The organism is Pseudophaeobacter sp. EL27 (assembly GCF_900313025.1).
Lineage (GTDB): Bacteria > Pseudomonadota > Alphaproteobacteria > Rhodobacterales > Rhodobacteraceae > Pseudophaeobacter.
Genome location: NZ_OMPQ01000002.1, coordinates 283361 through 296873, shown reverse-complemented (window position 1 = coordinate 296873; position 13513 = coordinate 283361). Strand labels below are relative to the sequence as shown.

The window sequence follows — 13513 nt, the reverse complement described above, 5'->3', positions numbered from 1 at the left end:
GAGGTAAAGAATGCTCTCTCTGTTCCAAATTCTGCTGCTGATCCTGGACATCGTCTGGTTCTTCATCATCGCTCATGTGATCATGAGCTGGCTGATCAATTTCCAGGTGCTGAACCTGCAACAGCAGCTGGTGAGCCAGATCTGGTACATGCTGCAGCGTATTCTCGAGCCGCTTTACGCGCCGGTGCGCCGCATTATGCCCAATATGAGCGGCATTGATCTGGCGCCGCTGGTGGTGCTGATCGCGGTCTATGCCCTGCGCATCATCATCCAGAACAACATGGCCGCATTCTACTAGGCCCTCTGGTGGCCTGTTTGGGCTGTTTCAGCGGATGATGTGGATAAAACCAAGGGGGCGAAGCGTAAAGCTTTGCCCCTTGCTCTTGCCGCCCGAATCGACCTGTGGGATTGTGGCGCTCAAATCAGAGCAGCCGCACCCAACGAGGTCCCACTCCATGACAGCCGCGCAAGCGATCACCGAAACGGAGGGCACAGCCACTCCGCTGCTGCGTGAGATTTTTGGCTTTGATGCCTTTCGCCCAGGTCAGGAAGAGATCGTTGAGGCGGTAACGCGCGGCGAAAACGTGTTGGCGATTATGCCCACGGGCGGTGGCAAATCGCTGTGCTTCCAACTGCCCGCCCTGCAACGCGCTGGCATCACCGTAGTGATCTCACCGCTGATTGCCCTGATGCGCGATCAGGTGCGGGCGCTGCAAGCCGTTGGCGTCACGGCAGGGGCGCTCACCTCTGGCAATACCGAAGAAGAGACCGAAGCCGTCTGGCAATCCATCGAATCCGGTGCGCTGAAGCTCCTGTACATGGCGCCGGAACGGCTGGCTTCGGGGTCGACCCTGAACATGTTGCAGCGCATCAATGTCAGCCTGATCGCTGTGGATGAGGCCCATTGTGTCAGCCAATGGGGCCATGATTTCCGCCCCGATTACCTGCGCATCGGCGAGCTGCGTCAGGCACTGGATGTGCCACTGGCGGCCTTTACCGCCACCGCCGATTCAGAGACCCGCGAAGAGATCATTCGCAAGCTGTTTGATGGCCATGCGCCGCGCGCCTTTCTGCGGGGGTTCGACCGGCCCAATATCCACTTGGCCTTTGGCGCCAAGGACGGGCCGCGCCGTCAAATCCTGGAGTTTGCAGCAGCCCGCAAAGGGCAGTCCGGCATCGTCTATTGCGGCACCCGCGCCAAGACCGAAGACTTGGCCCGCGCCCTGCGTGACGCTGGTCACGCCGCCTGCCACTACCACGGTGGCATGGAGGCCGGGGAGCGGCGGGACGTGGAAACGCGTTTTGCCCGCGAGGATGGCCTGATTGTGGTGGCCACCGTGGCCTTTGGTATGGGGATAGATAAGCCCGACATCCGCTGGGTGGCCCATGCGGATTTGCCCAAATCCATCGAATCCTACTACCAGGAAATTGGCCGCGCGGGTCGCGACGGGGCCCCTGCGGAAACCCTGACCCTGTTTGGATCTGATGACATCCGGTTGCGGCGCAGTCAGATCGATGAAGGTCTGGCCCCACCCGAGCGCCGCGCTGCCGATCATGGGCGGCTGAATGCGCTACTGGGTCTGGCCGAGGCGCTGACATGTCGGCGCCAGACCCTCCTGGGATATTTTGAAGAAGACTCGGACCCCTGCGGCAACTGTGATCTCTGCGACACCCCGGTAGAGGTCTTTGACGGCACCACGGCGGTGCGCAAGGCGCTCTCGGCCATCCTGCGCACCAATGAGACCTATGGCGCTGGGCACCTTATCGACATTCTCTATGGCAATGAGACCGATCGGGTGCGGGAAAAGGGTCATAATGATCTGTCGGTCTTTGGCTGTGGCAAGGAATACAGCAAGCGCCAGTGGCAGGCAGTGTTTCGCCAGATGATGGGGCATGATCTGGTACGCCCGGATCCCCAACGCCATGGGGCCCTGCGGATGACAGAGGCGGCATTGCCGGTGCTGAAGGGCGATGCGCAGATCTCCCTGCGCAAGGACACCATCAAATCGGCCGAGCGCCGTCCGGCGGTCAAGATGCTGGTCTCGGAAGAAGACGCGCCACTGCTGTCGGCCCTGAAGGCCAAACGCCGGGCGCTGGCTGAGGCGCAGAAAGTGCCGGCCTATGTGGTGTTCAACGACAAGACCCTGATCGAGATGGCCGAAACCCGCCCGGAAACCCTGGATCAGATGGCACGGATTGGCGGTGTTGGGGCCAAGAAACTGGAGCGCTACGGCGATGAGTTCCTCGAGGTCATCACTGGCGCGGTAGAACCGCTGCACCCCCAGCGGCGCAAACTGGCAACACGGGCCGGGGCGGGATCAACCTATGATGCCCTCATGGAGGTCCAGACCGGTTTAATCCGCGGCGCATGCGGCACCCTGAAGCCGCTCAGTTGTCCGGCTGCCATGCTGGCAAAGCTGGCGCAGATGCGGGCCGAGGACACACGCGGCATCACAATGCTGTTGGGCGAGCGCCGGGCAGAGAGATTTTTGCCCGCCTTTCTGGACGTTTTGCGCCAGACTGATTAAGTCTGGAAAAAGGAAACAAATCGGAAACAAAGGAGCGCGCGATGCTGGTAGTGGTATCCCCGGCCAAGAAGCTGGATTGGTCGGAGCGGGATCAGGAGATGACCTTCCCCGCCTTTCAGAGCGATGCCATCGCATTGAACGCCGTTGCGCGCGACCTCACGGTGTCGGAGCTGATGAAGCTGATGCATATCAGCGAAGATCTGGCCAAGCTGAACTACAACCGCTTTCGCGATTTCCAAGATGATCCAAAGGCGACGGATCTGCGCCCCGCCGCGCTGGCCTTTGCGGGCGACACCTATCAGGGGTTGGAAGCCGCGTCATTGGAGCCTGAGGAAATGGCCTGGGCACAGGATCATTTCCGCATTCTGTCCGGGCTTTACGGGTTGCTGCGTCCGCTGGATGCGCTGCAGCCTTACCGGCTGGAAATGGGCTCACGTCTGAAAAACCCGCGCGGCAAGAACCTTTATGAATATTGGGGCAGCCAGATTGCTGAGGCGCTGAATGCCCAGGCCGAAGAGGTCGGCGCTCAGGTCCTGGTGAACTGCGCCAGCCAGGAGTATTTTGGCGCCGTCGACCTGAAGGCGCTGAAGCCGCAGGTGGTGACGCCGGTCTTTATGGAAGACAAGAATGGCACCCTCAAGGTGGTGAGCTTTTATGCCAAACGGGCCCGGGGCGCGATGGCGCGCTATGTGATTCAAAACCGGATTTCAGATGTGGCAGCTCTGCAGGATTTTGACAGCGGCGGCTATGCCTATCAACCACAGCTGTCGGAACCGATGAAACCGGTATTCCTGCGTCAGCCCGCGGGTTGAACGCGCTCTTATGCGGCTGAGGTGGTCTCCACCTCTTGGAACTCTTCCGAGACATGCTGCATGATGCGTTCCAGAATGACCGCCTTGCGCAGCGGTTTGGTCAAGTAGTGATCCAGCCCGGCGGCAAGAATGCCGTCGGAATCCCCGGTCATGGCATGGGCTGTTAGCGCGACGATAGGCACGTGACGCCCGGTCAGCGCTTCCAGCTTACGGATTTCTCCTGTCGCCTCTTTGCCATCCATTTCCGGCATGGAAATATCCATAAAGATCAGGTCCGGTTCAAAGGACTGATAAAGCTCCACGGCTTCGACGCCATTGTTGGCAAATTTCAACTCGATGTTGAGGTCCTTGACCATCTTGCGGAAGACCAGCTGATTGGTCCTGTTGTCTTCAGCCGCCAGTATACGCATCTGCCTTGCGCCGCTGGGCTCTGGATCGGGCAGAGGAGGGGCGGTGGCATTGTCGGCAGCATAGGCCTCTTCCAGGGTCTGGGGCCTGGTTCCTGCCTCTGTTTCTGGCGCAGCTTGATTTTCGGGCTCGGCAGAGGCCGGGTTTTGCATCAGCGCATTGCCGAGGTTTTCAAGCTTGGCAAACAACTCATCACGCGGGGTGGGACGCGGCAGCAGTTCCACAGCGAGATCTTCGATTTCATCTTCGGGATGTTCATGCGGATTGGAGCAGAGCATGATCATTGGGATGTTGGCCCATTTGCTTTGCCGCAACTGACGGGCCAGCTCCAATCCCCCGCCACCGGCAATGGAATGGTCGGCCAGAACCAAATCGACGCCGATATTCATCTTTGACATGGCGTCAGAGACGCTGTCTGCGGTTGTTGTCTCGACGCCCATCAACATCAACTGTCGTTGATGGATTTCGCTGTTGAGGGCGGATTCGTCCACCAACAGGATATGTCGTATGCTGTTCGGGAGCTTGGGCGTGGCCTTTGGTGCCCCTCCGACGATGGGCAGGGGAATACGGAAGCCAAAGCACGAGCCCTTGCCTTCGTCGCTTTCGACCCAGATTTCACCCTCCATCAATTCAATCAGGCGCCGTGAGATCGCCAGCCCCAGGCCGGTGCCTTCGAACTTGCGATTGCGCTCGTCCTCGACCTGGTTGAATTCCCCAAAGACGTGGTCGATTTTCTCTTCCGGGATACCAATACCGGTATCTTCGATCATGCAATGCACCGCACAGGTGCCTTCCTCCGGGTCAGAAATGCCCGTCACGCGCAGGGTCACATGGCCTTCGTTGGTGAACTTCACCGCATTACCGGCCAGATTGGTCAGCACCTGACGAATGCGCCCCGGATCCCCAACAAACTGCGTTGGCAGGAACAGATCATAATCCACCAGAATGGTAAGCCCCTTGTCGCGGGCCGTGGGCTGCAACAGCATGACAATTTCATGGATGCAGCGTTCCAGATCGAAGACTTCTTCGTGCAACACCAGCTTGTCGGCTTCGATTTTGGAATAATCGAGCACGTCATTGATGATGACCAGCAGCGCTTCGCCCGAGTTTTTGATGGTATTGGCGTAGAGTTTTTGCTCGTCGTTCAGCGTGGTGTCGTTGAGCAGCTCAGCCATGCCAACAACGCCGTTCATCGGGGTGCGGATCTCGTGGCTCATATTGGCCAGGAAGGCCGATTTGGCGCGGTTGGCGGCTTCGGCGCGTTCGCGAGCGGTGCGCAGCTCTTCCTCGTAATGCACTGAGGATGTGATATCGAGCGCCAGGCTCACCACATCGCCGCCATGGCCACGTTGGTCAATTAGGCGCAGATAGCGATCATCCCAAAGCTGGATGACCACGGGTTCTGGCGACATCGATAACCAGCGTTCGCTCATCATTGCACGCCAGCTGTCCGGCTTCATCTCCCCGGTGTTGACCAGGCCGTCATCGGTCAGGATCTGCAAGATGCGCATATAGGATATGCCCGGGGTGACTTCTTCCAACCCGTCAAAAATATTGAGATAGGCAGTATTGGCGCCGATGAGCTGGCTGTCGGCGTCAAAGAAGGCAAAGCCATCCTGAAAGGCCTGGATCGAATGCCAGAGCCTGCGCTCGGCGGTTTCGATTTTTTCATTGGCCTGGCTCAGGTCTGATTTTACCTTGGCATTTTCTTCCCGCACGGTTGCCGCTTCGGCCTGGGTTACACCAATCTGTTTGGTCAGGGCCAGGGCATGGCGGCCAAGTTTGCGATTCGCGGCGGAAAGCTCGGCCTGCTTGAGTTCAAGCAGCCGCTCTGCCGCCAGTCTTCCCCGGCGTTCTTCTGCGATTTTGTCAGCAAGGCTCATCCCTGCGGGCTCCATCAATTATTAGAAACGGTTTTCCCCAAAGAGGGGCGAACGTCGGGTGCAAATACAAAGGTCTCGGCAATAGTCTTACGCGTGAACTTCTTGCTATGGTGTTAAGCCCGTGCCAGCCTGTGAGTGATTTAGGAGGGCGTCATGCCAGTTTGTTTTTTTACTCGGTTCACTATTTTCACCCTTGGCCTGTGTCAGAGTGTTTTTGAACAGGCGCGAAAAGTTACACCCAGGCGCTCGTCGGAGCCGCGTTTGATAGGTATATCAGCGCTGCTGGCCCTTATTTTGGCCACGGGTTTTACGCCCCTCTTTGCCCCTGTGGCGCAGGCTGGCCCAGCCATCCCGCCGCTGCGCTATCAGGCCTTTGCGGATACCGATTATTACGGCTCGGACCTGCAGGCGCTGTTTGATACTGATCTGGCCTCTTGTCAGGCGGCCTGTAGTGCCCAGGACAGCTGCGCCGGGTTTTCCTACAATGCCCGTTCCAACGCCTGTTTCCCAAAGCAGGACATGCAGACCGCTTCGCAGTTCATCGGCGCTATTTCGGCCCTGAAGCAGGTTCAGCCCAGGGCTCTTTTGGCTCAGGGAGAAGCGCGCGCTCAGCGGCTGAGCACCCTGCGGGAGGATGATTTCAAACGCGCCTATCAGAGCGCCGAAGAGATTGGACGCCATTTCCCGTCTGAGGGCGCGACATTGGAAGACATGGTCGCAGCCGCGCAAATCCAAGCCCGCGGCGGCAATACCACAGGCGCGCTGCGCTGGCTGGCTCAGGCGGTTGCACTGAGTGATGAGGCCGGGCTTTGGGCGGAATATTCCGCTGTGCTGCTGCGCCATAGCAATGGCCAGAGCAACACCAAACGTAAAATTCGCCAACAGGCGCTCTCCGCCGGGCTCAATGCCTATCTGCGGGCCCCATCAGCGGTGGTTCAGGTCAATGGGTTGGTTGCCGCCGCGCAGGCGCTCGAGAAACTGGGCCGGGGGCGGGATATGTTGCCGCTGCTGCGTCTGGCTGAAGAGATCGCACCGCGCCGCGATACGGCACGGCTGCTGGACCGGATGATCGAAAAATACGGCTTTCGAGTCACCGACAGCCGGGTGCAAAGCGACAGTGCCACGCCGCGCCTTTGTGTTGAGTTCTCCGAACCCCTGCTGCTGAGCGGCGTGGCCTATGAGGATTACATCAAGCTCTCGACCCCTGGTATCGTCGCCACCGCCGAAGGGCGGGAGCTTTGTGTTGAGGGGCTGGAACATGGGCATCGGTACCGGATGACCCTACGCAGCGGCCTGCCTGCAGGCAACGGCGATGCGTTGATCAAGGACGTGGAGCTGACCCATTACATCGGCGACCGCAGCCCGGCTGTGCGCTTTCCGGGCCGGGCCTATGTGCTGGCCAAAACCGATCAGGCGGCGCTGCCGATTGAAACCGTCAACCTGACAGAGGTGACGCTGCATCTGCGTCGGGTCAGTGACCGCAATCTGTTGCGCAGCATTCAGGACGGCTACTTTGGACGCCCCCTGTCGCAGTGGCAGGAGGAACATTTTGCCAGCGACATCGCCGAGGAGGTCTGGAGCGGCACGGCAACGGTGCAAAGCACCCTGAACCAGGACATGACCACCCGCCTGCCATTGGCAGAGGCCATCGCCGATCAGCCGGTGGGGATCTATGCGCTTTCGGCCAACTACAAGGGCGCTGACCCCTATGAGAACCCCAGTGCAACCCAGTGGTTTGTGCTGACCGACCTCGGCCTCAGCACCATGTCCGGGAGCGACGGGCTACATGTGCAGGTGCAGGGGCTTTCGGATGCCATGCCCCGCGCCGGGGTTGAGGTGACGCTGATCTCCAACGCCAATGCGGTGCTGGGCACCGCTGTGAGCGATGCCAGCGGCTATGCGCATTTTGCACCGGGTCTTGCCCGTGGGCGCGGGGGCGCGGCTGCGGCGATGATCCAGGCGCAGGTGACTGGTACTGACGGGGCCGAGGATTTTGCCTTCCTGTCGTTGAAAGATGCGGCTTTTGATCTGTCGGATCGCGGCGTCGAAGGGCGGTCCTCTCCGGGGCCCGTTGATGTGTTCCTGGCCACCGATCGTGGCGCTTACCGCGCCGGTGAGGTGATCCATGCCACCGCCTTGTCCCGCGACAGCACCGCCCAGGCAATAGAGGGCCTGCCGCTGACTGCGATTCTGTCGCGCCCCGATGGGGTGGAATACAGCCGCCATGTGTCAACCGGTGGCGCGGCGGGCGGCCATGTCTTTGCGCTGCCGGTGGGCGGCACAGCCCCGCGCGGCACCTGGCGGTTGGAGATCAAGAGCGATGTCAAAGCTCCCGCTTTGGCCAGCCGTCAGATCCTGGTCGAAGATTTCATGCCGGAACGCATAGATTTTGACCAGAGCATTGCCAATGCGGGCAATCTGCGTCCCGGTGAATTTGCCCAGCTGGATATCTCGGCACGCTATCTTTTTGGCGCACCGGGGGCGGATCTGGGCATTGATGGTGATCTGCGTCTGCGCCCTGTCAGCACCCTGGCGAAATGGCCGGGCTATCACTTTGGTCGCTTTGATGCGCCACGCGACAGCCAGCGGAATTACTTTGGCGGTGACAACACCGATGCCAATGGCGCAGTCCGCGTGACAGTGGAGCTGCCGGTGGTCGAGGCCACAGGCATGCCCTTTGCAGCCACATTGTCCACCCGGCTGACAGATGGCTCTGGTCGTCCGGTTGAACGGACGATGGATCTACCGGTGCGCCCTTCGGGGCCAATCCTGGGCATCAAGCCGCTGTTTGACGAGGTGGTGGCCGAGGGCACCGAAGCCGGGTTTGAGCTGATGGCCCTGTCAGCAAATCAGGTGCCGATGCCCATGCGGGTGAAATGGAGCCTGAACCGGATCGAGACCCGCTATCATTGGTATCAGCTCTACGGAAACTGGAACTGGGAGCGCAGCACCCGCCGCAAAAGCATTGCCACTGGTGAGGCGCAGCTGGGGGAGACCCCCTTCCTGCTCTCCACCCCCACCGACTGGGGCCGCTACGAGCTGGTGATTGAGCGGCTGGATGGGGACTATGTCGAGGCGGCTTTGGATTTCTACGCGGGCTGGTATGCGCCCGCCGATGCCTCGGCCACACCGGATCGGCTGGAGATGTCACTGGATGCAGAGAGCTATCAGCCCGGCGATACCGCCCAGCTGCGGCTGGTGCCGCAAAGCGCGGGTACGGCGCTGATCTCGGTATTGTCAAACCGGGTGATCGAACGCCACGCGGTTGAGGTCGCGGCGGGGGAGGTGCTGGTGCCGCTGACGGTCACGCAGGATTGGGGCAGCGGCGCCTATGTCACTGCGATGATGTTGCAGCCACTGACGGGCAAGACCAGCCGCACCCCAACCCGGGCGCTGGGTCTGGCCCATGCGACAGTAACCCAGCCAGGGCAGGAACTGCAGGTCAGTATTGACGTGCCCGAGGTGGCCCGCCCCCGCAGCACCGAGACGGCGCAGATTGCCGTTACGGGCGCCAAGCCGGGCGAAGAGGTCTGGCTGACGGTGGCAGCGGTGGATCTCGGTATCCTCAATCTGACGGGTTTCAAAAGCCCGGACCCGAGTGCCCATTACCACGGCCAGCGCCGTCTGGGCATGGAGCTGCGCGACATCTACGGGCGGCTGATTGATCCGGGCAATGGGGCCATGGGGCAGGTGCGATCCGGCGGCGACGCCGATCGCGGATTGCAGATGCAATCGCCGCCGCCAACCCAGGATCTGGTGGCCTTTTTTTCAGGTGCAGTGCAGGTTGATGCCAGTGGCACGGTGGCTTTTCCGATGGAACTGCCTGCCTTTAACGGCACAGTGCGGCTGATGGCCATGGCCTGGTCACACAGCGCGGTGGGTCAGGCAGAGGCGGATATGCTGGTGCGTGATCCGGTTGTTGTCACTGCCTCTTTGCCGCGTTTTCTGGCCCCCGGAGATCAAAGCCGAATCCGTATTGAACTGGTGCATGCCGATGGCCCCGCCGGACAGATGACCCTTCTGGCGCAATCCCTGGGCGCAGGGCTCACCCTGGGCACACTGCCCGGATCCATTACGCTGGCGGAACAGGGCAAAGCGGTGCTGGAGCTGCCGGTCACGGCGCGGGATGTTGGCGATCCGGAGGTGGTGCTGTCACTGATCACCCCCGATGGCAAACATCTGAGCCAGGTCCTGCGCCTGCCAATACGGGCCAATGATCCGGCGCTGGCAACAACGCGCCGCTTTACCCTGAATAAGGGCAGTAGTTTCCAGCTCAGCGAGGATATCTTTGCCGGGCTCAGACCGGGCAGCGCGCGGGCGGTTCTCTCCGCCGGGCCGCTGGCCAAGTTTGACGTGCCGGGCCTGCTCGAAAGTCTTGACCAATACCCCTATGGCTGCACCGAACAGGTGACCTCCAAGGCGATGCCGCTGCTCTATCTGTCTTCGGTGGCGCAGTCGCTGGGGTTGGGACGCGGGCCGCAGGTCGATGCGCGCATCCAATCGGCCATCCGCCGCGTGTTGACGCGGCAGGCCAGTAATGGCGCCTTTGGTCTGTGGCGGGCTGAAAGCGGTGATTTCTGGCTTGATGCCTATGCCTCTGATTTCCTGTCGCGGGCACGACGACAGGGGCATGAGGTGCCGGAGGCTGCCTTTGTGCGAGCGATGGACAACCTGCGCAATCGCCTGAACTATGCCTCTGATTTTGACGAGGGTGGCGAAGATGTCGCCTATGCACTGCTAGTTCTGGCCCGCGAGGGGGCCGCCTCTATGGGGGATCTTCGCTACTATGCTGACGTAAAGGCACGCGCCTTTGCCACGCCCCTGGCTGCGGCGCAATTGGGCGGCGCGCTGGCTGCTTACGGCGATCAGCGCCGGGCCGACCGGATGTTTGCCCGTGCCGCAGAGCTGATGCAGCGGGATGATCGCGAAGGCCCGGTCTGGCGGGCGGACTATGGCACCCAACGCCGCGATGCGGCCGCGGTTCTGGCCCTGGTTGTCGAGGCGGGCTCTGATGTGATCAGCGCTGAAAGACTGAGCACGCGGGTCAGCGCCGACACCAGCCGGATGTCAACGCAGGAATCCGCCTGGACGCTGCTGGCGGCCCATGCGCTGATCAAAAACCCCGAGGTCTCGGGGATGCTGATCAATGGTCAGCCCTCTGAGGGGCCCTTTGTGCAAATCTCTGGCGGACAGGCCATGCCAGAGCTGTCGATCACCAGCGCCAGCGGGGTGGCAACGGATCTCACCCTGACGACACTTGGCGTGCCGGAGCAGCCCCCCGAGGCGGGTGGCTATGGCTATACGATCGAGCGCAGCTACTACAGCCTGGATGGCCGGGAGCTGGAGGGAGATCGCTTTGAGGTGGGGGATCGTTTTGTCACCGTTCTGCGGGTCACGCCGCATGAAACCGTAGGGGCGCGGCTGATGATCAATGATCCGCTGGCCGCCGGGATCGAGATCGACAATCCCAATCTTCTGCGGTCGGGCGATCTGCGGGATTTGGCCTGGTTGAAGCCAAGCGAAGCAGAACATGCCGAATTCCGCAGTGATCGCTTTTTGGCAGCGATTGACCTCTCTGGGCGCAAAACCGCAACCCTTGCCTATATCAGCCGCGCGGTGACACCGGGGAGATTCCACCGCCCGGCAGCCCAGGTTGAGGACATGTATCGCCCCGCCTACCGTGCCCATACTGCTGCAGGCGCGGTTGTGATCCAGTGATCCGCCGCCTCATGCAATGGGCGCGCCTGACCGCGCCTGTTGCGCGCCTTGGCTCATGGACCAGACAGGGCACAGAGCGACAGAGAGGGCGGCCTGCGCGATGGGGGCTTTGGCAGCGGGGCTTTGCCTTGGCAGTCGTCTTGGCCATTGTTGGCACGGGCCTGCAGCGCATTGACCAATGGATCCGCGACACAGCGCTGCCGATGACGTTGGCTGAAACCTCGACCGAGGTTCTGGACCGCAACGGGGCGCTCATGCGGGTCTATCCGGTGGGCGATGGCATCTGGCGCATGGCTCCACAGCTGGCGCAGGTGGATCCGGATTTTATCGCCATGCTGATCGCCTATGAGGACAAGCGGTTCTACTCTCATGCTGGGGTAGATCTCCTGGCGATGTTGCGGGCGGCTGGGCAGGCGCTGTGGCATGGCCGCACGATCTCAGGCGGTTCAACCCTGACCATGCAGCTGGCCCGTCTGCTGGAGGATGGCACCACGGGGGCCTGGGCGGGCAAGCTGCGCCAGATCCGTCTGGCACTGGCGCTGGAGCGCAGGCTCTCCAAGCAGCAGATCCTGTCGCTTTACCTGACCCATGCGCCCTATGGCGGCAATCTTGAAGGGATCCGGGCGGCGAGCTACGCCTGGTTTGGCAAACCGCCCAATCGGCTCACTCCATCGCAGGCGGCCCTGCTGATTGCCCTGCCGCAATCGCCTGAGCGCCGTCGACCGGATCGTGCACATGCAGCCTCTGCTGCCGCCCGTGACCGGGTCCTTGCACGGCTGGAACAAGCAGGTCTGTTGAGCACGTCAGAGGTCGATATCGCGCGACAGGCACCCTTGCCGCGCCGGATGCAGGGGTTTCCGCGTCTGGCCCCGCATCTGTCGGATCGGCTTTTGGCGGCGCGCCCTGGCGTTTCGCGTCTTGCGGCAACAGTGGATGCGCAGGTGCAGGCCAAGATGGAGGCTCTGGTGGCAGAGGCCGCGCGCAGGGCTGGCACGCGGGTCTCGGCAGCGCTGTTGGCGGTGGATCATCACAGCGGCGAGGTCCTGGCCTCGGTTGGCTCGCCCTCTTATGAGGACAGCGCCCGCCAGGGGTTTGTCGATATGACCCAGGCCGCACGGTCACCGGGCTCCACGCTGAAACCGCTGATCTATGGCTTGGGTTTTGACGCGGGTCTGATCCATCCCGAAAGCCTGATCCATGACGGGCCGGTGGATTTTGAGGGCTATGCGCCGCAGAATTTTGACGGGCAGTTTCGCGGTGATCTGCGGGTGCGTGAGGCGCTGCAACTGTCGCTGAATATCCCGGTGGTGCGCCTGACGCGAGAGATTGGTCCGGCGCAGCTTTTGGCGGTGATGCGGCGTGGCGGCGCCCTGCCTAAACTACCGGGGGGAAAGCCGGGACTGGCCATCAGCCTGGGGGGAATTGGCACCTCACTGCAGGATCTGGTGCAGCTCTATGCCGGTATTGCCGCAGGGGGGCAGGGGCCGCGCCTGCGCGCTGATCAGGCCAGCAGCCCTACTGAATTGCCCCGGATGATGTCGCCGGTCGCTGCCTGGCAGCTTGGGGATATCCTGCGTGGGTTGGCGCCACCTCCCGGGGCCCGGGCCGGGGTGCTGGCCTATAAGACCGGGACATCCTATGGTCACCGAGATGCCTGGGCGATTGGCTGGGACGGGCAGCATGTGATTGGTGTCTGGATGGGCCGTGCCGATGGCACCCCGGTGCCGGGGGCCTTTGGCGGTGATCTGGCAGCGCCAGTGCTGTTTGAGGCCTTTGGCCGGCTCAAACCCGAAATTGCCGTCCCGCCGCCACCGCCAGCGGCGACCCTGATCCTCGGCGCGGCAGAACTGCCCCTGCCCCTGCGCCGCTTTCGCCCACGCGATGCTGTCTTTGCCCAGAGCGCTGCCGCGCCGCAGGTCTTGTTCCCGCCAAATGGGGCCGGATTGGCACTGGAAGGGCAGCCGCTGGTGGTGAAGCTGCGCGGTGGCACGGCGCCCTTTGCCCTGCTGGCCGATGGCCGGGTTCTGGCCAAGGGGCAGCGTCGGCGGGAGTTTGAGGTGCCAAACCCAGGACCCGGTTTTGCCAATCTTGTGGTGCTGGATAGCGCCGGTCACAGCGTGAGCGTCGATATTGAGATCGACAGGCCGCATCCTTAGGCCAACGG

6 protein-coding genes are annotated in these 13513 nt (G+C 61.8%); 5 read left to right on the top strand and 1 reads right to left on the bottom strand.

Going from position 1 to position 13513, the window contains the following annotated elements:
* Positions 1–10: 10 nt before the first annotated feature.
* The 3 genes from ED661_RS01570 to yaaA all read left to right on the top strand — a co-directional run bounded on the left by ED661_RS01570 (position 11) and on the right by yaaA (position 3340).
* Complete coding sequence (locus ED661_RS01570) at positions 11–298, top strand: YggT family protein (RefSeq protein ID WP_122072192.1); 288 nt, start codon at positions 11–13, stop codon at positions 296–298.
* Between the two features lie 157 nt (positions 299–455).
* The gene (gene recQ / locus ED661_RS01565) at positions 456–2528 is read left to right on the top strand and encodes a DNA helicase RecQ (protein ID WP_122072191.1); all 2073 of its coding nucleotides are present in this window, start codon (positions 456–458) and stop codon (positions 2526–2528) included.
* A 41-nt stretch (positions 2529–2569) separates the two neighbouring features.
* Complete coding sequence (gene yaaA / locus ED661_RS01560; RefSeq protein ID WP_122072190.1) at positions 2570–3340, top strand: peroxide stress protein YaaA; 771 nt, start codon at positions 2570–2572, stop codon at positions 3338–3340.
* An 8-nt stretch (positions 3341–3348) separates the two neighbouring features.
* Here the strand turns inward: yaaA and ED661_RS01555 are convergent, their stop codons facing one another.
* Positions 3349–5631: a response regulator gene (locus ED661_RS01555; RefSeq protein WP_122072267.1), complete on the bottom strand. Its 2283-nt coding sequence runs from the start codon at positions 5629–5631 to the stop codon at positions 3349–3351.
* A gap of 270 nt (positions 5632–5901) precedes the next feature.
* Between ED661_RS01555 and ED661_RS01550 the strand changes: the two genes are divergently transcribed.
* Together ED661_RS01550 and pbpC are read left to right on the top strand one after the other, a co-directional pair.
* Entirely contained in the window at positions 5902–11349 is a 5448-nt protein-coding gene (locus ED661_RS01550) for an alpha-2-macroglobulin family protein (protein ID WP_371412384.1), read from the top strand.
* Between the two features lie 128 nt (positions 11350–11477).
* The gene (gene pbpC, locus ED661_RS01545) at positions 11478–13505 is read left to right on the top strand and encodes a penicillin-binding protein 1C (protein ID WP_371412381.1); all 2028 of its coding nucleotides are present in this window, start codon (positions 11478–11480) and stop codon (positions 13503–13505) included.
* The last annotated feature ends 8 nt before the right edge of the window (positions 13506–13513 follow it).